The following is a 23,053-nucleotide window of genomic DNA, read 5'->3' on the forward strand; positions in this document are numbered from 1 at the left end:
CCGCCGGTCGCGACCCGTCGCGGCAGGCCGACGGCGCATGTCCCCCACCGCAGACACTCCGAAAGGCACCGAACCATGAAAGCTCCCACCGGGGTACGCCGTACCCTGCTCACCGGCACCGCGCTGCTCGCCACGCTCGGGATCGCCGCCTGCGGCACCGAGATGAAGGGCATGGATCACGGGGCGCCGACGAGCGCACCCGCCGGAGCCGCGTTCAACGACGCGGATGTCCGGTTCGCCCAGGCGATGATCCCCCACCACCGGCAGGCAGTGGCGATGGCCGACCTCGCCGCCACCAGGGCGTCCGATGCGGAGCTGAAGGCTCTCGCCGCTCAGATCAAGGCGGAGCAGGACCCGGAGATCGCGACGATGACCGGCTGGCTCACCGCCTGGGGCCGACCGACGGCGGCATCCGGGCACGACATGCCCGGCATGGGCGGCACCGCGATGCCCGGCATGATGTCGGAGACCGACATGTCCGCGCTCGCCGCCGCCACCGGCACGGCGTTCGATCGGCGGTTCGCCCAGATGATGATCGACCACCACCTCGGCGCGATCGAGATGGCGCGCGCCGAGCACGCCGACGGCCGCAACAGCGACGCGACGCAGCTGGCGGTCGCGATCGAGCGGGCGCAGCTCGGCGAGATCTCGGCGTTGCAGAAGATCCTCGATCGGCTCTGACACAGGGCTCCGCCCCGTCGCAGATACCGCCTGTGACGGGGCGGAGCGCCGAGTCGGTGTGAGGATCACCTCAGCGCGCTCCCAGACGGCTCCGAGGTAGACCGGGCAGCCTGGCCGCATGACCGCCACCGTGAGCACACCCGGCCAGGTCCGGCACCGGGCGCCTCAGCCCCGCCGGGCTCAGCGATGGTGTGCGGATGTCGCGGGCTCGTCGGCGATGGCGAGCTTCGTCGTCGTCCTCGCGCTGTGGGTCGGCAACCGGGGCATCCAGGAGCTCGGCAGCGGCGGCAGCACCACGCTGACCTCGCTGGGCCGCCTCACCGGCCTGCTCGCCGCCGACCTGATGCTGCTGCAGGTGCTGCTGATGGCGCGGATCCCGTGGGTGGAGCGGTCCTACGGCCAGGACGCCCTCGCCCGTCGACACCGGTGGTTCGGCTTCACGTCATTCTGGCTGCTCGCCGCACACATCGTGCTGATCACCCTCGGGTACGCGGTCAGCTCCGGCACGGGTCTCGTCGCGCAGGCGTGGAGCCTGGTGACGACCTATCCGGGGATGCTGCTCGCCACGGCTGCGGTAGGGCTGATCATCGCCGTGGTGGCGACGTCGATCCGGGCCGCCCGTCGGCGGCTGCGCTACGAGTCGTGGCACCTCGTCCACCTCTACGCCTACCTCGGGGTCGGGCTGGGGCTGCCGCACCAGATCTGGACCGGTGCGGACTTCGTGGGCACACCGTGGGCGCGTGCCTACTGGTGGACCCTCTACGCGGCGGCCCTCGGCGGCGTGCTCGTGTTCCGCCTCGGCCTGCCGGTGTGGCGGTCGCTGCGGCACCGGATCGTGGTGGAGCGCGTCGTTCGGGAAGCGCCCGGCGTGGTCTCGGTCCAGCTCCGGGGTCGCGATCTGCACCGGCTGCCGGTGCGGGCCGGGCAGTTCTTCCTGTGGCGGTTCCTGGACGGGCCCGGCTGGTCCCGGGCGCATCCGTACTCGCTCTCCGCCCCGCCGCACGGGGACCGGCTGCGGATCACCATCAGGGACCTCGGCGACGGCAGCGCCCGGGCGGCGTCGCTGCGACCCGGAACGAGAGTCGTGATCGAGGGGCCCTACGGAGCGATGACGGCGACCGCGCCCGCCCGGCGCCCGGTGGTGATGTTCGCGGCGGGGATCGGCATCACCGCGATCCGGGCGCTGCTGGAGGACCCCGACATCGCCGGGCGGCCGGTCACCCTGCTCTACCGGACCCGGGACCGCCACGACGCGGTCTTCGCCGGCGAGATCGCTGCTCTCACCGAGCGGCAGCCGCTGCACGTGGTCTACCTGGAGGGGCCGCGCCCGACCCGGTTCCCCTCGTTCCTCCCGGCGCACCTCGCCGGTGCGTCGGACGTCGCGGGGCTGCGCCACCTCGTACCCGATGTGAGCGAACGCGACGCGTTCCTCTGCGGCCCGGTGCCGTGGATGCGGCCCGTACGCCAGGCGCTGCTCGCCGCCGGTACGCCGCGCGAGCGCATCCACGCCGAGGAGTTCGCGTGGTGAGACGCCGCCCCGATGACTCCCCGACGACTCCTCGATGAAGGGACGCTGAGCAGATGCGCCGGATCACCATGGCGATCATGACGACCATCGCCGCACTTGTCCTGCTCTTCAGCTACCGCACCAGCACCTCCGGGCCGGGGACGACGACGCCGTCGGCGGTCGCCGGTGCCGCTCCCGAGGGTGTGGTCGGCGGCGGAGACGCACCGTCGGCGGCGCCCTCGCCGTCCTCGACGAGTGCCGCTCCCCCGGCTACGACGGCGAAGAGCGTGACGGTCAACGGGACCGCCGTGGAGACCCGCTGGGGGCCGGTCCAGGTCCAGGTGAAGATCACCTCCGGCCGCATCACCGACGTCGTGGTGCTGGTCTCCCCGACCGGCGAGCGCCGCGACATCGAGATCAACAACCGGGCGCTGCCGATCCTCCGCGAGCAGGTGATCGAGGCGCAGGGCACCCGGATCGACGGGGTCAGCGGGGCGACCGTCACGACCGAGGGCTACCTGGAGTCGCTCCAGGCCGCGCTCGACGCCGCGCACTTCGCGGCATGAGCGCCGGGATCGGCCGTCGCGGTCTGCGCCGGGTGGAGCAGGTGATGGGTACGGCCGTGAGCCTCGACCTCGCCGACCCGTTCGACGCGGACCGGCTGCACGCCCTCGCCGACGGTGTCTTCGCCTGGCTGCGCGAGGTGGACGACCGGTTCAGCACCTATCGGGCCGACAGCGAGGTCAACCGCCTGCAACGGGGTGCCCTCGATCATCGGGAGATCTCCGCCGACCTGCGGCACGTCCTGGCCGAGTGCGTCCGGCTCGGCGACGAGACCGGCGGGTGGTTCGACGCATACGCCACCGGCTCGCTCGACCCGTCCGGCTACGTCAAGGGCTGGTCGGTGCAGGTCGCGGCGGACCGGCTCAGCGCGGCGGGCGCCGGCAACTTCTGCCTCAACGCCGGGGGCGACATCCGCGTACGCGGGCACTCCTCGACCGGACGGCCGTGGCGCATCGGCGTGCAGCACCCGCTCCAGCGGACGAAGCTCGCCTGGGTGCTCGAGGTCGACGACACCGCGATCGCCACCTCCGGGGCTTACGAGCGGGGCGACCACGTCATCGACCCGTTCACGGGCCGCGGCGCCACCGGGCTGAGCTCCGTCACGGTTCTCGGGCCGGACCTGGGGATCGCCGACGCCTACGCGACCGCCGCCTTCGCGATGGGCGAGCGCGGCATCGGTTGGCTGGCCGGGCACCCCGGCCACGACTACGCCGTGCTCGCCGCCGATGGCCGCGCCTACACCTCGCCCGGTCTGCCGTCGATCGGATAGGCCCGCTCGTCGCGCCGGTGTCAGTGCATCCTGATACCGTGCGGCCTGCGGAGGGGTCAGCGACCCGACTCCGCCGACAGGACCCACTGGGGAGATGTTTCATGGAGTTGCTGCTCTCATCCGAGCAGGGCCACGACTGCACGATCGTGGCGGTCACCGGCGACCTCGACCTGTCCACCTCCCACCAGCTGCGGCGGCGCCTGCAGACGGCGATCGAGGAGGGTGCGCGGCAGGTCGTGGTCGACCTGGGCGGGGTGGGCTTCATGGACTCCAGCGCCCTGGGCATGCTGGTCGTGACCTTCAAGCAACTGCGCAATCTGGGCGGTCGGCTCTGCCTGGCGGCCCCTCGCGGGATCACCCGCACCGTCATCGAGATCACCGCCGTGGACAAGGCGATCGATGTCTACGACACGGTCGCCGAAGCCGAGGCGAGCGCGGCCGGACGCTAAATCGGACCGCGCCAGTCGAGGATCAGCAGGGCGGCGTCGTCGGCCAGAGTGGGACCGGCGAGGTCCAGCACCGCGTCGGCGATCGCCCGGACCGCCTCACGCGGGTGCCGGTCCGCCAGTTTCCGCAGGTGGGCGGGGATGTCGAGGGCTGCGGCATCGCGGTCACGCATGCCATCGGTGAGCAGGACCAGGCGGTCACCCGGCTCCAGGGCGATCGACCCGGCTTCGAACTCCGCCTCGACGAACATACCCAGCGGAAAGTTCAGCGGCAGCGCGATCTCTCGGCTCTCGCCGTCGCGCACGAGCAGCGGTCGCACGTGCCCGGCGTTGAGCAGGGCGCAGGCACCGGTCCGCAGGTTGAGCCGTCCCAGTAGCGCGGTGACGTAGCTCCCCGTCGGGCTCGCGCGCTCCGCGACGGTGTCGTTCGCCTCGTGCGCCTGGTCGATCAGGGACCTGCGGCGGCGGCGCGTGTTGCGCAGGCTACCCACGCAGAGCGTCGCGGTGAGGGCGCTCTCCACCCCGTGCCCCATCGCGTCGGTGACGCTGAAGTGCAGCACGTCGCCGATGAGGCTGTAGTCGAAGGAGTCCCCGGCGATGCTGGCGGAGGGCTCCAGCCAGGCGGAGAGGGCGAAGGTGTCGGCTTCGCAGGTGAACGCGGCCGGGAGCAGCCGCCGCTGGATCTCCGCCGAGAGCGTCACCGGGGTGGTCCGCTGGCCGGCCTCGAAGATGTCGGTGTGGCGCCGGTTGGCGATGACGACGAACGCCATCGCCTCGGCCGCCGTACCGATGTCGGTGACGGTCTCCGGTGTCGGCTCCGCCGGAAGCTCGATCTCGAGCAGGCCGATCACATCGCCGCGCTCCACGACGGGCGCGAAGACGGTCCAGCCCGCCGGACCGTCGCCGACCAGCACCTTCTGGGTACGCAGCGCGCGCTCTCTCGGGCCGCCGTCGAAGGGCAGGACCGTCGCCTCCTCGACCTCGCCGGACGGCGTGGCGACGATTCGGACCAGAGCTTTGCCGCCCAGGTCCGCGGTGAGGAACGAGATCCCCGACGCGCCGAAGACGCCGCAGAGGTGGCGCGTGACGGCCTCGATCGCCGTCGACGGGGAGGCATCGGCGGCGGCATCACGGATGCCGGTCAGGATCGGCTCATCGGTTCTGCTCATCTCAGCCAACATACTGACTCGGCCGCCTCCATGCGCGGCGACCCGGTTCCGCCCTGATCAACACGTGTGACGCCATCGTTGAGCCAAATCTACTTGCAGTGGCGCCATCGTGGTGCCATGATGGTGCCATGAACCTCACGCCGTATGTCGACAACGTCTGCCGAGAGCTTGCGGACGCAGCCGAGCTCGGTGGTGACGAGGCTCGGGCACTGGCCGAGCGGCTCACCGGCCCACTGGAGTCGGCGTTCCGACTGGCACTGCTCGACGCCCTCGCCGCAGCAGCCGACGAGATCACGCTCGATCTGGCACCGGGCTCCGTCGAGCTCCGCCTGCGCGGGCGCGAGCCCAGCTTCCTCGTGACGCCACCACCGTCGGACACCTCCTTCGCCGGGGAGCCCGGGCCTGCGGCGCAGAGCTCCGCCCCGGTGCCGCCGGAGACCGACGACGGCGCGACCTCGCGCATCAACTTCCGCCTCTCCGACCAGCTCAAGGGCCGGATCGAGGAGGCGGCCACCCGCGACGGCCTCTCGGTCAACGCCTGGCTCGTCCGGGCCGCCACCACCGCCGTGCAGCCCCCGCAACCGGCTTCGCCCGGCGCCTGGACGGGCGTCGGCAACCGCTACAACGGCTGGGTGCGCTGACCGGCCTCGCCGGCACCGCGTCTTCTTCCACGACACCCGTCCCGACCAGGGACGTCGAACCGCCCATCAGGAGGGTGACTCTGCCATGCCCACATTCACCACACCCGGTCCGATCTCGGCCACGATCGATCTCGCGGTCGGCGACGCCCGCATCACGGCGAGCGACCGCGGCGACACCGTCGTCGAGGTCCGCCCGAGCAACGCCGCCGTCGAAGCGGACGTCCGCGCGGCGGAGCTCATCCGCGTCGAGTTCGCCGACGGCCGCCTCCTCGTCAAATCAGCCAAGCAACGGACCCTCGGCCTCTTCGGCAAGGCCGGATCCGTCGACGTGACGATCGCCCTGCCGACCGGCTCCCGCCTGCAGGCCGACGCCGCGATGGCATCGATCCACGGCACCGGGCAGTTCGGCGACTGCCGCGTCAAGACCGCGGCGGGCGATGTCCACCTCGACCACACCGGCACCCTCGACCTCAACACCTCGATCGGCACGATCGTGCTGCGCCAGGTCGACGGCGACGCCCAGATCAGCTGCGGATCCGGCCGGGTGCGGTGCGAGGTGCTCGGCAGCACCGCCGTGGTCAAGAACAGCAACGGCGACACCTGGATCGGCACCGTCGCCGGCGACCTGCGGGTGAAGGCCGCCAACGGCAGCATCCTCGTCGACCGGGCCGGAGCCGACGTCACCGCCAGCAGCTCCAACGGCGACGTGCGCATCGGCGAGGTCGTCCGTGGCGCGGTCTCGGTCACGACCTCGCTCGGCCAGCTGGAGGTGGGCATCCGCGAGGGCACCGCCGCCCTGCTCGACCTGCACACGTCGGCCGGCAAGGTGCACAACCGGCTCTCAGCCGTGGACGCACCGGCACAGCAGGACGAGCGCGTGGAGATCCGCGCCCGCACCAGCTTCGGCGACATCGTGATCCGCCGCAGCTAGAAACAACCGCCAGCTCTGCCCGGAGACCGCGCACGGTCGCTCCGGTGATGGCGCACGCCCGCATGACGTTCGAAAAATAATGAAATGAGGCGACAATGACACCCACCCCTCGGTACGCCATCACGGCGACCGGTCTGCGCAAGTCCTACGGCGACCATGTGGTCCTCGACGGGATCGACCTCCACGTCAACGAGGGCACCATCTTCGCCATGCTCGGCCCCAACGGCGCCGGCAAGACCACCACGGTGCAGATCCTCTCCACCTTGATCCGCGCCGACAGCGGAGCGGCCACCATCGGCGGCCACGACCTGCACCGGGCACCCGACGCGGTCCGCGCCGCGATCGGCGTCACCGGACAGTTCTCCGCCGTCGACGGGCTGCTCAGCGGCGAGGAGAACCTGATGCTCATGGCCGATCTGCACCACCTGGACCGGGCGGCCGGCCGACGGCGTACCGCCGAATTGTTGGAGAAGTTCGACCTGGTCGACGCGGCCCGCAAGCTCGCCTCGGTCTACTCCGGCGGCATGCGCCGCCGGCTGGACCTGGCGATGAGCCTCGTCGGCGACCCCCGCGTCGTCTTCCTCGACGAGCCGACCACGGGCCTCGACCCGCGCAGCCGCCACACCATGTGGCAGATCATCCGCGACCTCGCCGCGAGCGGGGTGACGATCTTCCTCACCACGCAGTACCTGCAGGAGGCCGATGTCCTCGCCGACCGGATCGCCGTGCTCGACCACGGGAAGCTCGTCGCGCAGGGCACGCCGGCCGAGCTCAAGCGGCAGATCCCCGGCGGGCACATCAGCCTGCACTTCGCCGACGAGACAGCCCTCGCGGCGGCGGCACTCGCCCTCGGCGACACCGCCCGCACCGGCGGCGAGCTGACCCTCCAGGTCCCCCACGACGGCGGGGTCGGCCCGCTGCGGGCCCTGCTCGACCGGCTCGACGGCGCGTCGGTCGAGGTCGCGTCCCTCGCCACCCACTCCCCCGATCTCGATGACGTCTTCATGGCCCTCACCGGCCAGCCCCAGAAGGAAGCTGAGGAAGCACTGCGATGAGCACACTCACGATGGCCGTCCGCGACTCGTCGACGATGTTCCGGCGCAACCTGCGGCACATGAAGCGCTACCCGTCGCTCACCCTCATGCTCGCGGGGATGCCGATCGTCTTCCTGCTGCTCTTCGTCTACGTCCTCGGCGGCACGATGGGAGCGGGGCTCGGCGGCGGATCGGGCAGCCGGTCCGACTACCTCAACTACGTGGTGCCCGGGATCCTGCTGATGACCCTGGCGAGCGCGGCACAGGGCACCGCCATCTCGGTGGCGATGGACATGACCGAGGGCATCGTCGCCCGCTTCCGCACCATGGCGATCGCCCGCTCCTCCGTGCTCACCGGGCACGTGCTGGGCAGCATGGCGCAGGGCATGCTCTGCGTGGCGATCGTCGCCGGGGTGTCGGTGCTGATCGGGTTCCGGCCCGACGCCGACCTGCTGGGATGGGCGGGCGTGGTCGGCGTACTCGCGATGATCGCCTTCGCCATGACCTGGCTCTGCGTGGCCCTGGGCCTGGTGTCCAAGAGCGTGGAGACGGCGAGCAACCTGCCGATGCCGCTGCTGCTGCTCCCGTTCTTCGGCAGCGCCTTCGTGCCGACCGAGTCGATGCCGGCCGGGCTGCGGCAGTTCGCCGAGTACCAGCCCTTCACCTCGATGATCGAGACGCTGCGGGCGCTGCTGGCGGGGGCGCCGGTGGGGAACAACGCGATCATCGCGGCGGGGTGGTGCGCGGCGATCGCGCTCGGCGGCTACGTGTGGGCGCGGGCTCTGTTCAAGCGCGACCCCTCGCCGCGCTGACAGACGAGCCTCGGCGCGCCGGATGATGATCCCGTCCGGCGCGCCTGGCGTGGTTCTAGGCTGGCCCGCGTGGGACGGACTGTTCTGGTGACCGGCGGGACCGGCGGATTGGGCTCGGCGGTGACGGCGGGACTGCTCGCCGACGACTGGCGGGTCGTCGTGCCCTACCGGTCGGCGGCGGAGCTGAAGCGGCTGCCCGAGGACGACAAACTCACCACGATCGAAGCGGACCTCTTCGATCCGCACGCGGTGCAGGCCTGCGTCGCGGCGGCGAGCGGGCACGGCGCGTCGCCGCTACGGGCGGTCGTCAACCTCGTGGGCGGCTTCGCGATGGGCGGGCGGCTGCACGAGACGCCGATCGAGGAGTTCGAGCGGCTGCTGCGGATCAACCTGCGCCCGGCGTACCTGGTCTGCCAGGCGGCGCTGCCGGTGCTGATCGACAACGGCGGCGGGTCGATCGTCTGCGTCTCGGCCCAGTCGGCGCTGCGACCCTTCCCCGGCGCGTCGGGCTACATCACCTCGAAGACCGCTCTGCTCGGGCTCGCGGCGGCGTTGCACGCCGAATACGCCTCCCAGCACGTGCGGGTCAACACGATCCTGCCGGGGATCATCGACACCCCGGCCAACCGGGCGGAGATGCCGCACGCGGACCGGACCGGCTGGACGGCTCCGGCGCAGATCGCCGAGACGATCCGGTTCCTCTGCTCGGACGCGTCGGCCGCGATCCGCGGCGCCCAGATCCCCGTCTGAGCCGTTACGTTGTGCAGCAAAGCGTGCCCTAGACCGCGGTCTAGGGCACGCTTTGCTGCACAACGTAACGGGGGTCAGCGGAGCTCGGTGGGGATGTCCGTGCGCTCCTCGACGTGGGTGACCGTGGCGGGGTCGCGGGTCACGACCGCCGTGCTGCGACGGCGGTTGATCAGCATCAGGGTGAAGACGAGACCGAACGCCCCGGCGGCCATCAGGATCCAGCCGACAGCGTCCAGGTCAAGCCAGCCCACCTTGACGTCCAGGGCGAACGTGAAGATCGCGCCCAGGGCTAGCAGAAATACACTGGCACCGATACCCATGGTCTTTGCTCCTCTCGGGCGCGACGGATGGCGGCCCACCCCTCTGATACCCCGCCATGGACCGGGATACTCCCCCTAATTCGAGTCCGGGCTGGCATACTCCCCCGGTGGCCGAACCCACCCTGAGCGCTCCCGAGCCCGCCTCCGCCGAGCCCGCCCCCGCCGAGGCCGGAGCCTGGCTGCAGTGGCGCCCCTCCCTCATCACCGGCGTCTCGACCTGGGCCGCGGCCTTCGCCGCCTGCGTCCTGCTCTCGGCGGTCTCCTGGCTGCCCTATCAGGACCTCCCGGCCAAGGCCGGCGACCCGTCCACGTCGGTCAGCTCCTTCTTCGACCTGTGGCACCGCTGGGACACGACGTGGTACCTGCTCATCGCCGACGTCGGCTACCACGCCGACGACCGCGCGGCCGCGTTCTTCCCGCTCTACCCCATGCTGGTACGCGGCATCGCCCCCCTCGTGCCCGACAACACGATCGTGGCGGCGCTGCTCGTCTCGTCGCTGGCGACGATCGCCGCGCTCACCGTGATCCACCGGCTGACCGTCGGCGCCCTCGGCGAGGACGACGCCCGGCGGACCGTGTTCTACCTGATGGCCTTCCCGACCGCCTTCTACCTGCTGGCCGCCTACAACGAGTCGCTGTTCATCGCGCTGGCGGCCGGGTCGCTCTACTGCATGCGGCGCGGGCAGTGGTGGTGGGCGGGGCTGCTCGCCGGCTTCGCGAGCGCCACCCGGCTCGCCGGGGTGCTGCTCGGGCTCGCCTTCGCCTACGAGTACCTCCGCCAGGCCGGGTTCTCCTGGCGCCGGATCCGGTGGAACGTGCTGGCGGCGGTGCTCGTACCCGGCGGGTTGTTTGCTTATATGGCCTATTGCGCGGCGGAGCTGGGGAATCCGACGGCCTTCCTCAAGGCGCAGGAGGCCTGGTCGCGGGCCGAGTTCGAGTGGCCGTGGACGACCGCGGGGAAGATCTTCGAGATGCTCGGCTCGACCAACTCGTACCTGCACCCCGACGACATCCGCAACATCGCCAACCTGACCGCCGCGGTGGTGACGCTCACGCTGCTGGTGCTCGCGCTGGTCGGCCCCTGGAAGCTCGGCCATGAGTACGCCTACCTGGTGATCTTCGCGACGATGGTGGTGCTGCTGCCGCTGACCCATCCACTGGCGACCTATTACCCGCTCAGCTCACTGTGGCGCTACGTGCTGGAGTGCATTCCGGCCTTCATGGTGCTCGGGCGGATGGGCCGCAATCCACACCTCCACCGGGTCTATGTCTTCTGTGCGCTGATGCTCCAGGGAGCGATGATCATCAGTTTCGTGCAGAACCAGTTCGTGGCGTGAAACCAGACGTATCACCCGTCCGGCTCGTTGACTTTGCTCGTCGGCAGCCGCAGGATGAGCGCGTGCAGACCTGGGACGACGGGGCCCCCGACGGGCTGGCGACAGACCGGCCGAACGTCGCCCGGATGTACGACTACTACCTCGGCGGCAGCCACAACTACCCGGCCGACCGGGAGATGGCGCAGCGGGTCATCGCCACCTATCCGGCCCTGCCGGAGGTCGCCCGCCTCAACCGCGCCTTCCTCGGCCGTGTGGTGCGCTTCCTCAGCGACGCCGGGATCCGGCAGTTCGTCGACCTCGGTTCGGGCCTGCCGACCGTCGGCAACGTGCACCAGATCGTCCAGTCGATCGACCCGGGCGCGCGGGTGGTCTATGTGGACCACGACGAGATGGCCGTGCTCTACAGCCGGGTGATGCTCGTCGGCAACCCCGGTGCCGCCGTCGTGCAGGGCGACATCACAGAGATCCGGCAGGTGTTCCGGCACCGGGACCTGCGCTGCCTGATCGACTTCAAGGAGCCGGTCGCCGTCCTGCTCTTCGGCCTCCTGCACTTCGTGTCCGACGGCATCGGCCCGATGGCGATCATCGACGAGATCCTGCAGACGGTGGCCTCCGGCAGCTACCTCGCGCTCTCCCACGCCAGCCGGGACGGGCTCGCCGACGAGGCCGACCGGATCGCCGGGCTCTACGCCCGCAGCGGCAGCCCGATGGCGTTCCGCTCGCACGCCGAGATCGCGGCGTTCTTCGCCGACTTCCCCCTGGTCGAGCCCGGTCTCGTGCCGATGGAGATCTGGCGCCCCGACGAGGCCGAGTCCGCCATCGCACCGCCGGTCTACTCCGGTTACGGCGGGGTCGGCCAGAAGCCCTGACCGCCGATTTGTCCCCTTCTCCCCCGGTCCTCCTCGGCGACCGTCACACTGAGGTGGAGGAGAGGAGTCTGATCATGTGTGTGAGCTGCGGTAACGGCAACCCCGACGACGATCACGGCAATCCGGACAGCATCACGGCGGTGAAGATCGAGCTCGCGGCGGTCGCCGCCCGGATCAGTCCGCAGCAGGTCGCGCAGAACATCTCCGCGGCCTACGACCACGCCCCCACCGAGACTCCGATGACCTGGCCGACCGGCAACCCGGTGCGGTAGAGCACGGTGGAGGTGCGCCATGTCGCATATGCCCGTCAACCATCCGCTCCGCGGCGCCTACCGGGTGCTCGCCGCCCTGATCGGCCTCGCGGTCCTCGTCTTCGGGGTGCTGAGCCTGATCCGGGCCTGGGGCGATCCGTTCTTCGACCGGGGTGACGTCACCGTCTTCGGCCTGCACACCAACCTGGCCTTCGGCCTCCTGACGGTCATCGTGGGCGGCGCGGTCCTCGTCGCGTCGATCCTCGGCGGCAACCTCGTCCACCTGGTCTCGCTCGGCGGCGGCGGGGTCATGGTCATCGGGTCGCTGATGCAGCTCGCGATGGTGAACAGCGGTGCCAACAAGCTCAACTTCACCGTCGGCGCGGCCGCCGTCGGGATGGTCCTGGGCATGTTCCTCGTCTGCGCCGGCCTCTACACCAGAACCGGCCCCGCCGAGCTGGCCCGGTCCGAGGAGCGCTACCGCCACCACCGAGCCGCCGCCTGACCCACACCAGTCCGGCGCGTCGCGCTTGTCCGCCGCTCAAGATCGCCGCAACTCTTGAAGAGTTGCTCCTGTCTGGGACCAACTCTTCAAGAGTTGGTCCCATCCGTCCGCGCAGGCGAGGGCAACCCACTCCGCGACGCGCACGAGGGCACGGGCCCACTCGCGCACGAGCTTCCCTCCCAAGATCAGGCCATCTTTGGCGAAGTTGGCCTGATCATGACCCTTGATCGCACCGTTTTCGCCAAAGATGGGGCGATCATGACATGGTTGCGCCCCGGTCACCGGTGGTGCGGTGACCGGGGCGCGGACCTGCGGTGGATCTACCTCTTGGGAGAGGAGATGATCCGGTCGCGCTCGGCCGGGGAGAGGATCTCATCGGCACCGAGGATCTGCTCCTCGATCTCCACAGCCTTGCGGGAGCGGGTCAGCAGGTTGGCGGCCGCGACGATCGCCGCCGCGCCAACCGCCACCCCCACCACTCCGGCCACCGCGATGAGCCCCCACCTCGGCGGGGTGGGCCGTCCGGCGAGCGCACCGGCTGCGTTGTGCAGCCTGCGGCTCGCCACCCGACGCGTGTCGGAGACGGTGTCCTGAGCATCGTTGAACAGGCCCTTGGCCTGATCGACGGTGGTCTCCTTAGCCGAGGTGAGCGTCGCCACGAGCTCATCCCAGGCCCGGCGTACGTCGGCGTCCTGTCGGCGAGTGATCATCATTGGATCCTCCAGTGATGTGTCGTGGGCTTAAGGTGTTCTGCTACGGCCGTTACCCGCCGCCGGGGCACCGCAAACGCTTGATCGATCATCCGGTGGTGAATCGTTCGCCGATCTCGCGGTGCAGACCGGTCAGGGCCGCCTCCACGAGTGACGAGGCCTTCTCCCCGGCGGGCTCGACCGTGACCTCCAGACTGGTGCCGCCCGCGGGCAGCGGCGCGATCACGACCGCCGCGACCCAGGCCCGCTCCGGTGCCGGCAGATAGGTCATGCCCACCTCCGCCGGACCGATCGCCGCGGGTTCCCCGGCGGCCTGAGCCACCTGCATCCGCCCGGTGCCGACCGGGTTGCGGGAGACGTCGTCGGGCAGCCACCGGGCCATGCCGATCGGGTCGGTGAGCGCGTCGAAGACGATCTCCGGGGGCGCCTCGAAGGTGGTGTTCGTCGCATATGTCATACCTGTCTGTCTACCCGGTCGGGGCGGAGACAAAACCTGGTTTGGCTGGTGGGAGCCCCGGGTAAGGCATCGAAGGTAGCTGTTAAGGCCGAAAGGAGCATGTCATGGGTATCCAGGACAAGATCGCCAACACCGCGCAGGATGTTAAGGGTAAGGCCAAGGAGGCTCTCGGCGACGCGACGGACAACGACCGTCTCGAGGCCGAGGGCAAGCTCGATCAGGCCGGTGCCTCGGCGAAGCAGGCTGGCGAGAAGGTCAAGGACGCGGCGAAAGACGTCATGGGCCGCTAGGATCCAGCCAGTCAGGGGCGGCCCGCTCGGGCCGCCCCTGCCGTGTCGGTGACCAGGAGGTTCGATCATGAACGACCAGGAGAGGCCCAAGCCTCGCCCGCCGCTGAAGCGACCCGCTCCCCTGGAGCCACGCGATCCGGCGGAGCTGCCAGACCCGTTGAACCGCGACTACCCGACCGAGGAGGACGAGCGCGAGCGCCGTCCGCACAACACGCAGCCCGCCGAACTACCCAGCCCCAGCCCAGGGGGTACGCCGGAAGTGAACCCTCCGGCGCAGATATAGACGCATGAGCGAAGGGGCGGACCGGTCATCCGGTCCGCCCCTTCGACCGTTCACGCCTCCGTGATCGCGCGCAACGGTGTGACGCAGGCGTAGCCGTCGGCGAGCGCCGCCGCGTCGGTCCCCGGAACAGGGGTCTCCTTCGCTTCGGCGATCGTCATCCGCACGAAGCCGTCACCCGCCTCCACGCTCGTCTGCACCATCCCGAAGGCCGCCAGGGTGGCCCGGCGCACCCCGCCGACCTTGTCGAAAGGCAGGTCCGGCACGTTGACGTTGAGGACCACCCCCGGCGGGGCGGCGAGGGCCTCGGCGAGCAGCCCGGCGGCGACGGTGGCGGCGCTCTCCCAGTGCGACTCGGTGCCGTCGGCAGCCCACTCCGACGCGAGCGAGACGGCGAGCGCCGGGCAGCCCTGCGCGCTCGCGGTGAGGGCGGCGCCGACCGTGCCGGAGTGCAGCACGGCGTGGCCGATGTTGCCGCCCCGGTTGATGCCGGACAGGACGAGATCCGGGGGCGGACCGAAGGCACCCCGGGTGGCGATCAGCGCGATGAGCGCCGGTGAGGCCGATACGGCGTACCCGGCGATGTCGGGCAGGTCCGGGAGCTCGCGGCGGGTGGTGACGATGCGCCCGGACTCCTGGACCGCGGTGAGCGACGCGCTGGCGCCGCTGGTGTCGGACGCCGGGGCCGCGACGACCACGTCGAAGCCCTGCGCGGCGGCCATCCGGGCCAGGGCGTGCAGGCCCGGCGAGTCGATGCCGTCGTCGTTGGTGATGAGGACCCGGGTCACGGCTGCACCTTCAGATCGTCGGCGAGCTGCTGCGGACTCACTTCACGAGGGGTGCCGACGCTGTCCTCGGCGCGCCCTGCGGGGCTCCTCGCTTCGCTCGTCACTCCTCGTGCCAGCGCGGCATCTTCGGCGCGCCCTGCGGGGCTCCTCGCTTCGCTCGTCACTCCTCGTGCCAGCGCGGCATCTTCGGCGCGCCCTGCGGGGCTCCTCGCTTCGCTCGTCACTCCTCGTGCCAGCGCGGCATCTTCGGCGCGCCCTGCGGGGCTCCTCGCTTCGCTCGTCACTCCTCGTGCCAGCGCGGCATCTTCGGCGCGCCCTGCGGGGCTCCTCGCTTCGCTCGTCACTCCTCGTGCCAGCGCGGCATCTTCGGCGCGCCCTGCGGGGCTCCTCGCTTCGCTCGTCACTCCTCGTGCCAGCGCGGTGATCCGTTCCAGGGTGACCCGCTCCAGCACCTGGGCGATCACCTCGGCCTCGCCGGTGCCGAGCCCGTGCCTGGTCACGTTGACCGCACCGGCGGCGGCTCCGGTACGCACCGCGGTGGCGAGGTCGCCGCCGCGGGCCAGCACCGCCACCGCGCCCGCCGTCATCGAGTCGCCGGCACCGCGATGGTCGGCCGGTTCCAGCTCCGGTGCGAGCACCCGGTATGCGGCGCCGTCGAGGTAGGCGAGAGCCGGCAGCTCCGCCCGGCTCACCACGACCGCCTCGGCGCCCTCGTCGTGCAGCTGGTAGAGGGCTGCGACCAGCTCCTCCTCGCTGTCGCCGGTCGCCCGGCCGGACGCGATCAGCTCCTCGTGGCTGACCTTGACGAGGGTGAGGCCGCCTGCGAGGGCCTCGCGCAGGTAATCGCCGCTGAGGTCGACGACGACCCGGCCGCCGTTGCGGGTCAGATCCCCGGCGAGCCGCCGGTAGATATCCGGCGGCAGGATGACCGGGTCGGGGGTGCCGCTGAGCAGGCTCACCGGCGCGCTCAGCCCCTCGGCGAGCGCGAGACCGTAGAACTCGTCCATCTCGTGGCGGGTCAGCGCGCTGGCGCCGCTGCGGGCGAGTTCGTTGCGCTCGCCGTCGCGGCGGTCGTGCACGTAGGAGACGGAGGTGCCCTCGGTCGCGACCGTCCGCAGCCGGACGTCCTCCGATGCGAGCAGCGACTCCAGCACGCGCCCGCTCTCACCGCCCAGCGGCGCGCAGAGCACGACCGGGCAGCCGAGTGTGGAGATCATGCGGGCCTGCCAGACACCCTGACCGCCCGCGTGCAGGTGGATCTCGGGAACCTCTCCGTGCCGTTCGATCGTGATGGTGAGCATCGGTGCCGGCTCGAAGACCAGGACTTCGTCTGTCATGTCCTCTTCCTACCCCGGCCGGGGGCGGCTGAAGCCCAAGTGGCCGTCTTCACGATGCGTTTGGCGCCGTTTGCCCCTGGGCATGATCCCGTCAGCCCTAGACTCACGAATGGAGGATTTCCGATGATGCCCCACGACGGAGAACAGCTCGCTGGTCTCGATGCACTGAACCCGCCGGAGGAGTTCGGTGGTCGTTCCATCGTCGAGGTGCTCGACGAGGAGCACCGCGAGCTCGACAAGCTGATGGTGGAGCTGATGGCCGGGGAGACCGAGCCGGAGCGCCGGGCCAAGGTCGCGACGATCTTCACCGCCGCGCTGAGCCGCCACCTCTCCGCCGAGGAGCAGGACCTCTACCCCACCGCTCGTTCGGTGCTCCCCAACGGCAAGTCGCTCGCCGACACGGAGATCGCCGAGGACACGGCGACCCTGCGGGAGCTGATGGCCCTGGAGTCGACCGACGTCGCGGCACCGGAGTTCGACAGTCTGCTCGCCCGGCTCGACGCCCGGCTGCAGCGGCACACCCACGTGGTCGGCGCTCAGATGCTGCCGGAGCTGGAGCAGCACGTGACCCGGGAGAAGCTGGTCCGGCTGGGCAACCGGGTGGCGATGGACAACGAGGCCGCCCCGACCCGCCCGCACCCGTCGACGCCGTCCCGGCCGCCGTGGAACTGGATGGTCGACCCAGCGATGGGCGCGATCGACAAGGTCCGCGACGCGATGGCCGGCCGCAAGGTTTACCCCGAAGACCTGTAGGAACCGCAAGGGCCCGGCCACCCGCAAGGGTGGCCGGGCCCTTCCGCATGTCCGGGTCGCCCTAGCGGGGCGCGCTCACGGCGGCCACGGCGGCTTCCACGGTGGGTACGCAGCCGAAGATCTCCGCCAGCCCGCTGACCTCTAGGACCTGAGCGACGATCGCGGTGGCACCGCCGATCGCCATCGCCCCGCTGCGGGCCTCGAGCTCCTGGTGCGCCCGCACCAGCAGGCGCAGCCCGGTGGAGTCGCAGAAGGAGAGCTTGGTGAAGTCGAACACGACGGCCGGACGGTTGTCCGCCAGCGCCGCCGTCAACGCGGCGTCCACCTGCGGAACCGTGGCGATGTCGAGCTCGCCCTCGACTTCGACGATGGCGATCTCATCGCGTAGCTCGACATTCACTACCAGTGACATTCCGGCTCACAATCCGTGCTCAGGACCATTCCTCGCTTGGGCCGCTGTGATCCTACGCGAGGGGATGCGTAAAGGACGCCGGTGCCCTCACGGCACCGGCGTCCTGTGGCGTTCGTGCCACACAGTCTGGTTATGCGCTGTGCTCCAACTCGGTCCGCAGCTTGGCCAGCGCCTTGGTGAGCAGGCGCGACACGTGCATCTGTGAGATGCCCAACGTCTCGGCGATCTCCGTCTGGGTGCGGTTGTCGAGGAACCGCAGCGCGATCATCTTCCGCTCGCGGTCGCCCAGCTTGGCGAGCGCGTCGCGCAGCAGCATCCGGCTCTCCACCGAGTCCAGCGCCGGGTCGTCGCCGCCGAGCAGCTCGCCGAGCTCGATCGGCTGGCCGGCGGCGGAGCCGATCACGGTCTGCAGGGAGATGGCCCGCTGCGCGGTGCCGAGCTCCAGGCCGATCGCGACGTCCTCCTGGGAGGCGCCGAGGTATTCGGCGAGCTCCGGCACGCCGGGGCGGACGCCGTCGCGCTGCGACAGCACCTCCAGCGCCTTGGCGATCTCGGACTTGAGCTCCTTGAGCCGGCGCGGGACCCGCAGGCTCCAGCCCTTGTCGCGGAAGTAGCGCTTGATCTCACCGATGATCGTCGGCGACGCGTACGCCGTGAAGGCGACCCCGCGCTGCAGGTCGAAGCCGTCGACCGCCTTGATCAGCCCGATCATCGCGACCTGCTGGATGTCCTCCAGCGACTCCTCGCTGTGGCACATCCGCCGGGCGAAGTGCTTCGCGAGCGGCGCGTAGAGCATGATCAGCCGGTTGCGGATGTCGAGGCGCTCCGGGTGGCCCGCCGGGAGGGTCGACAGGAGCGTCAGGAGCGAGATCTCGACGTGTTCGTCGCGGGCGAAGGCGGTCTGGAGCGGGTGTCCGGCGGTCGCGCCGCTCGACACCGCAGGCTCCACCGTCACGGCCTCTGTCCCCACCGCATGCCCAGTCTGTGTACTCACCGTGCCACCTCCTGCAACCGCTGGTCGGATCGTGCACGAGGCGCCGTGGGCGCCTCGTGCCGGGTGACTACCCGTCCCGCGGATGGGCTAAACCTATGGCTTGGGAAATTTCATCGGGAGAATTGGAGCTCCGCCCAGACGATCTTGCCATCGGCCAACCCGGTCGCACCCCACGCGGAAGCGAACGCTTCTATCAGCGTAAGCCCTCGACCTGCGGAAGGAAGCGGTCCGGCCGCTGGACGGCGGACCGCCGGCAGGACGGTGCTGCCGTCGTGCACCGCGATGTGCAGCGAATCTGTGAGCTGAGTCACAGTTAGCGACAGGCTTGTCCCCGCGTGCAGGATCGCGTTGTTGACGAGCTCGGTGACGACGAGCTGAGCGGGCCCGGTGAGTGCCGACGGCAGGTCCCACTCCTCGCACGCGTCGGTGACGAGCTGCCTGCCCGCCGACGACGCCTCGAGCACCCGCTCGAAGCTCACCTTCAACTGCAGCGGCTCATCCGCGGCGAGCACGTGGCGGGTCGCCTCGGCCTGATCGCGGAAGCCCGGCAGCCTCGGCGGGCGCAGCCAGGACGGCCTGCCGCAGATGGCGACCACCCGGCCGGCGAAGGCGCGGAACAGGCCCGGCAGCGGCGCGAGCGCCTCCGGCGGTGCCTGCGGGGTATGCGTCAGCTCCGTGAGATCGAGCACAGCCCCACCGGACTGCGCACCGACGACCTCCACGATCTGCTGGCACAGGCGCGCGCTCTGACCCCTCTGGATCGCCCCGCCCACCTGCACGACCGCGACCGGGTCGGTGCCCACCAGCACCGCCCAGGGACTTTCCGTGCGCTGGTCTGCGTGCATGACCTCACCCCGGTTAGCGGCCGTCTCGGCACCGTAGTCGCGGTCAGACACGTATCTCCCCTGAGCGATCTCGCGACGGAACCGGCCCGCGTGACTTACGCGGGCCGTTGCATTTGCACAACGAACGGCCATGTCACAGGTTTGCCCACAGTGTGGGCTGACTATGCGTGCCACCGTCGAGTAAACACAGGGTACGCCTTACCTCATGAACAACGTTTGCGTAGGCGGGCGGTGCAGGGAAGACTCTGGCTGCGCAGCCCTTCGCTCCTGCGTACACCCCCACGGAGGTCCACCGCATGACCTGGCCGACACCCCTCGTCGAGCCGCCGCCCCGGCCGACAGCCGTCGCCGTGAAGAGGCTGCGGCTGCTGCTCGTGGAGGACGACCCCAGCGACGCCTTCCTCGTCACCGAACTTCTCGACGAGGCCTCCGCCGCCATCGACGTCGCCGTGGCGAACAGCATCGCGCAGGCACGCACCATGGTCGCGGACGCCGACTGCGTGCTGCTGGACCTCGGGCTGCCCGACGCGCACGGGCTCGCCGCCCTCGAAAAGCTCCTGGAGGTCTGCGACCTGCCGGTCTGCGTGCTCACCGGGCTGGAGGACGAGCACCTCGCCGTCGCCGCCGTCGGCCGGGGCGCGCAGGACTACCTGCTCAAGAGCCAGGTCAGCGGTCTGGTCCTGGCCCGCGCCGTGCGCTACGCCGTGGAGCGCAAGCGGGCCGACGCCGACGCGATGCGACTGCAGGAGGCGGAGCTCCGCCACGCCGAGTCCGCCCGCCTCGAACGGGGCCTGCTGCCCCAGCCCCTCGCCACCGGGGCTTCGCTCGACATCGTCCCGTTCTACCGGGCCGGCCGCGACGGGGTCCTGGGCGGCGACTTCTACGACGCGGTCCAGGCCTCACCGGGACGGGTCCACCTCATCGTCGGCGACGTCGCCGGGCACCGGGTCGACGAGGCCGCGCTCGGGGTGGAGCTGCGGGTCGCCTGGCGCGCGCTGGTGCTGGCCGGCGTACCCGATGAGAAGATCTTCGGAACCCTCGAGCAGGTGCTCGAGAGCGAGCGGCGCAAGCCCGAGATCTTCGCCACGGCCGCGATGGTGACGATCGACCTGGAGGCGCGCAGCGCGACCGTCCGGCTCGCCGGGCACCCCGCGCCGGTGCTCATCACGGGCGGCACGGCGGCGACCGTCGGGAGATCGGGACGGCCGGTGCTCGGCGTCGTGAGCGGCTCGCCCGACATCCACACGGTCATCGACCTGACCGCTGACGACTGGCAACTGCTCATCTACACCGACGGGCTGATCGAGGGCTACTCGGGCGCCGAGCGCCTGGGCGTCAAGGGGCTCTGCCGGATGCTCACCAGCCCCGGGCTGCCGGAGCCGGCGCAGCTCCCCGCCCACCTGGCCCGGCGGGCCGAACAGCTCAACGGGGGCGCGCTCGCCGACGACATCGCGATGCTGCTCGTCTCCGCCCGTGTGAAAGGTTGAGCACGATGAACACCTCCAGGCTGACCCTAGGCGCCCGGGTCACCATGCTCACCCTCGCGACGACGCTCCTGCTCACGGCGATCGCCGTCGCCACCGCGGTCGAGGCGAGCAAGAGCCGCGAGGCGGTCGACGCCGCACTCAACCGGATCGGCCCGGTCCGCACCACGTCCGAGCAGCTCATGACCAAGGTCGTCGATCAGGAGACAGGCATCCGGGGGTACGCCGTCAGCGGCGCCGCCGACGACCTCCAGCCCTACCGTGACGGGATCGTGGCGGCGAAGGAGCTCACCGGCCAGATCGAGGCGGCCCTCACGGACCGGCCGGACCTGCGTGACCAGCTCCGCGAGGTGACCACCCGGACCGAGTCCTGGCGGACGGCCGTCGCGGCCCCCGTGATCGCCGCCGGTGGCCGCGGCGACCTGGCCGGCGCCCGGGCACTGGTCAACGACGCCGCCAGGCAGCGCTTCGACGCCATCCGTGCGGCGGTCGTCACGCTGCAGGAGGGGCTGCGGGTCTACCGCGAGGCGCTCGCGGCGGAGGCGCGCCACAGCAGCGAACGGGTCGTCGTGCTGCTCTTCATCGCGGCCGGGATCGTCCTGGTCAGCGGGATCATCACCCTGGTCGGCCTCCGTCGCCTCGTCACCGGACCGGTGACCCAGGTCGCCGCGCAGGTGCGGTCGGTCGCGAGCGGCGAATACGAGAAACCGATCGTGATGGACGGCGCGCCCGAGGTCGCGTACCTCGCCCGCGACGTCGACGCGATGCGGCAGCGGATCGCGGCGGACCTTGCCCAGATGCAGCGGCTCAACGCCGAGCTGGAGCTGCGCGCCTCGGAGCTGGCGCGGTCCAACCGCGATCTGGAGCAGTTCGCCTACGTCGCCTCGCACGACCTGCAGGAGCCGCTGCGCAAGGTGGCGAGCTTCTGCCAGCTCCTGCAGCGCCGCTACGCCGGCAGCATCGACGAGAAGGCGGACCAGTACATCGCCTTCGCCGTCGACGGTGCGCAGCGGATGCAGCAGCTCATCAACGACCTGCTCGCCTTCTCCCGGATCGGGCGCACCTCGGAGGGCTTCACCGAGGTCGACCTCGACCAGGTGGTCGCCGACAGCGTCGCGCAGCTGGAGTACGTGATCGCCAAGACCGAGGCACGGGTGACGACCGACAGCCTGCCGACCGTCTGGGGCGAGGCGCCGCTGCTCGCCGCGCTCGTCACCAACCTCATCGGCAACGCGATCAAGTTCCACAAGCCGGCGGTCACCCCGCAGGTGCACATCTCGGCGGAGCGGCACGGCGACGAATGGCGCATCACCTGCACCGACAACGGCATCGGCATCGAGGCCGCCTACGCGGAGAAGGTCTTCGTCATCTTCCAGCGCCTGCACGCGAAGGACTCCTACGCGGGTACGGGCATCGGGCTCGCGATCGCGAAGAAGATCATCGAGTACCACGAGGGCCGCATCTGGGTCGACACCGACGTGACGACCGGCGCCTCGATCGTCTTCACGCTGCCGGTCCAGCCCAACCTCGCCTCGCTCGCGGGCGCACCCACCGAGTACCGTCCAGGTCAGCAGGACCTACCCAACGCGTCGCCGGACGCGTCCGCCAAGGAGCTCACCGTATGACGCAGCTGTTCGCCCGCGAGTCCACCCCGATCGATGTGCTCCTCGTCGAGGACGACCCGGGCGACGTGCTGATGACGCGCGAGGCGTTCGAGGAGCACAAGGTCGGCAACCGGCTCAACGTCGTCAACGACGGCGTCGACGCCCTCGCCTATCTCCGCAAGGAGGGCGGGTACGCGGACGCGACGACACCGGACCTGATCCTGCTCGACCTCAACCTGCCCCGGCGGGACGGTCGCGAGGTGCTGCTGGAGATCAAGCAGGACCCCGAACTGTGCCATATTCCGGTGGTCGTGCTGACCACGTCGGCGGCCGAGGAGGACATCCTGCGCAGCTATCGCCTGCACGCCAACGCATATGTGACCAAGCCCGTCGACTTCGAAACATTCATCAACGTCGTGCGTCAGATCGATGAGTTCTTCGTCACCGTGGTGAAGCTGCCCTCGTACGGGCCTCGCGCGGGCGGAGTTTCACCGACCCCTTGATCGGGTAACA

Annotated in this window: 28 protein-coding genes; 19 read left to right on the top strand and 9 right to left on the bottom strand. The window is 70.6% G+C overall.

Annotated features, from left to right (window positions below):
* The first annotated feature begins 75 nt into the window (after positions 1–75).
* The 5 genes from F4553_RS04960 to F4553_RS04980 all read left to right on the top strand — a co-directional run bounded on the left by F4553_RS04960 (position 76) and on the right by F4553_RS04980 (position 3,970).
* The gene (locus F4553_RS04960) at positions 76–681 is read left to right on the top strand and encodes a DUF305 domain-containing protein (RefSeq protein ID WP_184832593.1); all 606 of its coding nucleotides are present in this window, start codon (positions 76–78) and stop codon (positions 679–681) included.
* 118 nt (positions 682–799) lie between these two features.
* A complete protein-coding gene (locus F4553_RS04965; RefSeq protein ID WP_184832595.1) occupies positions 800–2,209 on the top strand; it encodes a ferredoxin reductase family protein in 1,410 nt (469 codons plus the stop codon).
* 77 nt (positions 2,210–2,286) lie between these two features.
* Positions 2,287–2,754, top strand: coding sequence for an FMN-binding protein (locus F4553_RS04970; protein WP_246465819.1), 468 nt, complete (start codon positions 2,287–2,289; stop codon positions 2,752–2,754).
* Entirely contained in the window at positions 2,751–3,521 is a 771-nt protein-coding gene (locus F4553_RS04975; protein WP_376776181.1) for an FAD:protein FMN transferase, read from the top strand. The genes F4553_RS04970 and F4553_RS04975 overlap by 4 nt, the downstream gene beginning before the upstream one ends.
* 101 nt (positions 3,522–3,622) lie before the next feature.
* Complete coding sequence (locus F4553_RS04980) at positions 3,623–3,970, top strand: STAS domain-containing protein (protein WP_184832606.1); 348 nt, start codon at positions 3,623–3,625, stop codon at positions 3,968–3,970.
* On the opposite strand, the gene F4553_RS04985 is transcribed toward F4553_RS04980, so the two are convergent.
* Complete coding sequence (locus F4553_RS04985; protein ID WP_184832608.1) at positions 3,967–5,136, bottom strand: PP2C family protein-serine/threonine phosphatase; 1,170 nt, start codon at positions 5,134–5,136, stop codon at positions 3,967–3,969. The genes F4553_RS04980 and F4553_RS04985 overlap by 4 nt on opposite strands.
* Positions 5,137–5,264: 128 nt before the next feature.
* Between F4553_RS04985 and F4553_RS04990 the strand changes: the two genes are divergently transcribed.
* From F4553_RS04990 to F4553_RS05010, 5 genes are all read left to right on the top strand, one after another.
* Positions 5,265–5,777, top strand: a complete 513-nt coding sequence (locus tag F4553_RS04990) for a hypothetical protein (RefSeq protein WP_184832610.1) — start codon at positions 5,265–5,267, stop codon at positions 5,775–5,777.
* A gap of 85 nt (positions 5,778–5,862) precedes the next feature.
* The gene (locus F4553_RS04995) at positions 5,863–6,708 is read left to right on the top strand and encodes a DUF4097 family beta strand repeat-containing protein (RefSeq protein WP_184832612.1); all 846 of its coding nucleotides are present in this window, start codon (positions 5,863–5,865) and stop codon (positions 6,706–6,708) included.
* Positions 6,709–6,803: 95 nt separating this feature from the next.
* Positions 6,804–7,763, top strand: coding sequence for an ATP-binding cassette domain-containing protein (locus F4553_RS05000; RefSeq protein WP_184832620.1), 960 nt, complete (start codon positions 6,804–6,806; stop codon positions 7,761–7,763).
* Complete coding sequence (locus F4553_RS05005) at positions 7,760–8,554, top strand: ABC transporter permease (RefSeq protein WP_184832622.1); 795 nt, start codon at positions 7,760–7,762, stop codon at positions 8,552–8,554. The genes F4553_RS05000 and F4553_RS05005 overlap by 4 nt, the downstream gene beginning before the upstream one ends.
* Before the next feature lie 69 nt (positions 8,555–8,623).
* Positions 8,624–9,304: an SDR family NAD(P)-dependent oxidoreductase gene (locus F4553_RS05010; protein WP_184832632.1), complete on the top strand. Its 681-nt coding sequence runs from the start codon at positions 8,624–8,626 to the stop codon at positions 9,302–9,304.
* A gap of 74 nt (positions 9,305–9,378) precedes the next feature.
* On the opposite strand, the gene F4553_RS05015 is transcribed toward F4553_RS05010, so the two are convergent.
* Entirely contained in the window at positions 9,379–9,624 is a 246-nt protein-coding gene (locus tag F4553_RS05015; RefSeq protein WP_184832634.1) for a DUF6458 family protein, read from the bottom strand.
* Positions 9,625–9,731: 107 nt separating this feature from the next.
* Here F4553_RS05015 and F4553_RS05020 point away from each other — a divergent pair, with 107 nt between their 5' ends.
* From F4553_RS05020 to F4553_RS05035, 4 genes are all read left to right on the top strand, one after another.
* Positions 9,732–10,961, top strand: a complete 1,230-nt coding sequence (locus F4553_RS05020; RefSeq protein ID WP_184832640.1) for a mannosyltransferase family protein — start codon at positions 9,732–9,734, stop codon at positions 10,959–10,961.
* Between the two features lie 62 nt (positions 10,962–11,023).
* Positions 11,024–11,830, top strand: a complete 807-nt coding sequence (locus F4553_RS05025; RefSeq protein WP_312875092.1) for an SAM-dependent methyltransferase — start codon at positions 11,024–11,026, stop codon at positions 11,828–11,830.
* A gap of 74 nt (positions 11,831–11,904) precedes the next feature.
* Complete coding sequence (locus F4553_RS05030) at positions 11,905–12,102, top strand: hypothetical protein (protein ID WP_184832642.1); 198 nt, start codon at positions 11,905–11,907, stop codon at positions 12,100–12,102.
* A gap of 19 nt (positions 12,103–12,121) precedes the next feature.
* Complete coding sequence (locus F4553_RS05035; RefSeq protein ID WP_184832644.1) at positions 12,122–12,586, top strand: DUF4383 domain-containing protein; 465 nt, start codon at positions 12,122–12,124, stop codon at positions 12,584–12,586.
* 320 nt (positions 12,587–12,906) lie between these two features.
* Here F4553_RS05035 and F4553_RS05040 read toward each other — a convergent pair whose 3' ends face one another.
* Together F4553_RS05040 and F4553_RS05045 are read right to left on the bottom strand one after the other, a co-directional pair.
* Positions 12,907–13,296 carry a hypothetical protein gene (locus F4553_RS05040; protein ID WP_184832646.1) on the bottom strand — a complete coding sequence of 130 codons (390 nt, stop codon included), beginning with the start codon at positions 13,294–13,296 and terminating at the stop codon, positions 12,907–12,909.
* Between the two features lie 88 nt (positions 13,297–13,384).
* Entirely contained in the window at positions 13,385–13,753 is a 369-nt protein-coding gene (locus tag F4553_RS05045; RefSeq protein WP_184832655.1) for an SRPBCC family protein, read from the bottom strand.
* Positions 13,754–13,857: 104 nt separating this feature from the next.
* Between F4553_RS05045 and F4553_RS05050 the strand changes: the two genes are divergently transcribed.
* Complete coding sequence (locus F4553_RS05050; protein ID WP_184832657.1) at positions 13,858–14,043, top strand: CsbD family protein; 186 nt, start codon at positions 13,858–13,860, stop codon at positions 14,041–14,043.
* A 333-nt stretch (positions 14,044–14,376) separates the two neighbouring features.
* Here the strand turns inward: F4553_RS05050 and surE are convergent, their stop codons facing one another.
* Together surE and F4553_RS05060 are read right to left on the bottom strand one after the other, a co-directional pair.
* A complete protein-coding gene (gene surE, locus F4553_RS05055; RefSeq protein WP_184832659.1) occupies positions 14,377–15,111 on the bottom strand; it encodes a 5'/3'-nucleotidase SurE in 735 nt (244 codons plus the stop codon).
* The gene (locus F4553_RS05060) at positions 15,108–16,448 is read right to left on the bottom strand and encodes a PfkB family carbohydrate kinase (protein ID WP_184832661.1); all 1,341 of its coding nucleotides are present in this window, start codon (positions 16,446–16,448) and stop codon (positions 15,108–15,110) included. The genes surE and F4553_RS05060 overlap by 4 nt, the downstream gene beginning before the upstream one ends.
* Positions 16,449–16,571: 123 nt before the next feature.
* On the opposite strand from F4553_RS05060, the gene F4553_RS05065 reads away from it, so the two are divergent.
* Positions 16,572–17,201, top strand: a complete 630-nt coding sequence (locus F4553_RS05065) for a hemerythrin domain-containing protein (protein ID WP_246465821.1) — start codon at positions 16,572–16,574, stop codon at positions 17,199–17,201.
* A gap of 61 nt (positions 17,202–17,262) precedes the next feature.
* Here the strand turns inward: F4553_RS05065 and F4553_RS05070 are convergent, their stop codons facing one another.
* The 3 genes from F4553_RS05070 to F4553_RS05080 all read right to left on the bottom strand — a co-directional run bounded on the left by F4553_RS05070 (position 17,263) and on the right by F4553_RS05080 (position 19,452).
* Entirely contained in the window at positions 17,263–17,613 is a 351-nt protein-coding gene (locus F4553_RS05070; protein ID WP_184832663.1) for an STAS domain-containing protein, read from the bottom strand.
* Between the two features lie 130 nt (positions 17,614–17,743).
* Entirely contained in the window at positions 17,744–18,607 is an 864-nt protein-coding gene (locus F4553_RS05075) for a SigB/SigF/SigG family RNA polymerase sigma factor (protein WP_184832665.1), read from the bottom strand.
* Between the two features lie 110 nt (positions 18,608–18,717).
* Entirely contained in the window at positions 18,718–19,452 is a 735-nt protein-coding gene (locus tag F4553_RS05080) for an ATP-binding protein (protein WP_184832668.1), read from the bottom strand.
* 296 nt (positions 19,453–19,748) lie between these two features.
* Here F4553_RS05080 and F4553_RS05085 point away from each other — a divergent pair, with 296 nt between their 5' ends.
* Genes F4553_RS05085 through F4553_RS05095 form a run of 3 tightly spaced genes read left to right on the top strand, consistent with a single transcriptional unit; the run spans position 19,749 to position 23,043 of the window.
* Positions 19,749–20,939, top strand: coding sequence for a PP2C family protein-serine/threonine phosphatase (locus tag F4553_RS05085; RefSeq protein WP_184832670.1), 1,191 nt, complete (start codon positions 19,749–19,751; stop codon positions 20,937–20,939).
* Positions 20,940–20,944: 5 nt separating this feature from the next.
* Complete coding sequence (locus tag F4553_RS05090) at positions 20,945–22,561, top strand: sensor histidine kinase (protein WP_184832672.1); 1,617 nt, start codon at positions 20,945–20,947, stop codon at positions 22,559–22,561.
* Entirely contained in the window at positions 22,558–23,043 is a 486-nt protein-coding gene (locus F4553_RS05095; protein ID WP_184832674.1) for a response regulator, read from the top strand. The genes F4553_RS05090 and F4553_RS05095 overlap by 4 nt, the downstream gene beginning before the upstream one ends.
* Positions 23,044–23,053: the final 10 nt, after the last annotated feature.

The sequence above is a fragment of the Allocatelliglobosispora scoriae genome (assembly GCF_014204945.1).
GTDB lineage: Bacteria > Actinomycetota > Actinomycetes > Mycobacteriales > Micromonosporaceae > Allocatelliglobosispora > Allocatelliglobosispora scoriae.

Excerpts from the sequence above, each read along its gene's own strand:
- F4553_RS05050 (WP_184832657.1), top strand. The coding sequence starts at position 13,858 with ATGGGTATCCAGGACAAGATCGCCAACACCGCGCAGGATGTTAAGGGT.
- F4553_RS05090 (WP_184832672.1), top strand. The coding sequence starts at position 20,945 with ATGAACACCTCCAGGCTGACCCTAGGCGCCCGGGTCACCATGCTCACC.
- F4553_RS04975 (WP_376776181.1), top strand. The coding sequence starts at position 2,751 with ATGAGCGCCGGGATCGGCCGTCGCGGTCTGCGCCGGGTGGAGCAGGTG.
- F4553_RS04995 (WP_184832612.1), top strand. The coding sequence starts at position 5,863 with ATGCCCACATTCACCACACCCGGTCCGATCTCGGCCACGATCGATCTC.
- F4553_RS05000 (WP_184832620.1), top strand. The coding sequence starts at position 6,804 with ATGACACCCACCCCTCGGTACGCCATCACGGCGACCGGTCTGCGCAAG.
- F4553_RS05080 (WP_184832668.1), bottom strand. The coding sequence starts at position 19,452 with ATGCACGCAGACCAGCGCACGGAAAGTCCCTGGGCGGTGCTGGTGGGC.
- F4553_RS04960 (WP_184832593.1), top strand. The coding sequence starts at position 76 with ATGAAAGCTCCCACCGGGGTACGCCGTACCCTGCTCACCGGCACCGCG.
- F4553_RS05005 (WP_184832622.1), top strand. The coding sequence starts at position 7,760 with ATGAGCACACTCACGATGGCCGTCCGCGACTCGTCGACGATGTTCCGG.
- F4553_RS05035 (WP_184832644.1), top strand. The coding sequence starts at position 12,122 with ATGTCGCATATGCCCGTCAACCATCCGCTCCGCGGCGCCTACCGGGTG.
- F4553_RS05040 (WP_184832646.1), bottom strand. The coding sequence starts at position 13,296 with ATGATCACTCGCCGACAGGACGCCGACGTACGCCGGGCCTGGGATGAG.
- F4553_RS05095 (WP_184832674.1), top strand. The coding sequence starts at position 22,558 with ATGACGCAGCTGTTCGCCCGCGAGTCCACCCCGATCGATGTGCTCCTC.
- F4553_RS04980 (WP_184832606.1), top strand. The coding sequence starts at position 3,623 with ATGGAGTTGCTGCTCTCATCCGAGCAGGGCCACGACTGCACGATCGTG.
- F4553_RS05065 (WP_246465821.1), top strand. The coding sequence starts at position 16,572 with ATGATGCCCCACGACGGAGAACAGCTCGCTGGTCTCGATGCACTGAAC.
- F4553_RS04965 (WP_184832595.1), top strand. The coding sequence starts at position 800 with ATGACCGCCACCGTGAGCACACCCGGCCAGGTCCGGCACCGGGCGCCT.
- F4553_RS05060 (WP_184832661.1), bottom strand. The coding sequence starts at position 16,448 with ATGACAGACGAAGTCCTGGTCTTCGAGCCGGCACCGATGCTCACCATC.
- F4553_RS04985 (WP_184832608.1), bottom strand. The coding sequence starts at position 5,136 with ATGAGCAGAACCGATGAGCCGATCCTGACCGGCATCCGTGATGCCGCC.
- F4553_RS05045 (WP_184832655.1), bottom strand. The coding sequence starts at position 13,753 with ATGACATATGCGACGAACACCACCTTCGAGGCGCCCCCGGAGATCGTC.
- F4553_RS05030 (WP_184832642.1), top strand. The coding sequence starts at position 11,905 with ATGTGTGTGAGCTGCGGTAACGGCAACCCCGACGACGATCACGGCAAT.
- F4553_RS04990 (WP_184832610.1), top strand. The coding sequence starts at position 5,265 with ATGAACCTCACGCCGTATGTCGACAACGTCTGCCGAGAGCTTGCGGAC.
- F4553_RS05015 (WP_184832634.1), bottom strand. The coding sequence starts at position 9,624 with ATGGGTATCGGTGCCAGTGTATTTCTGCTAGCCCTGGGCGCGATCTTC.
- F4553_RS04970 (WP_246465819.1), top strand. The coding sequence starts at position 2,287 with ATGACGACCATCGCCGCACTTGTCCTGCTCTTCAGCTACCGCACCAGC.
- F4553_RS05070 (WP_184832663.1), bottom strand. The coding sequence starts at position 17,613 with ATGTCACTGGTAGTGAATGTCGAGCTACGCGATGAGATCGCCATCGTC.
- F4553_RS05085 (WP_184832670.1), top strand. The coding sequence starts at position 19,749 with ATGACCTGGCCGACACCCCTCGTCGAGCCGCCGCCCCGGCCGACAGCC.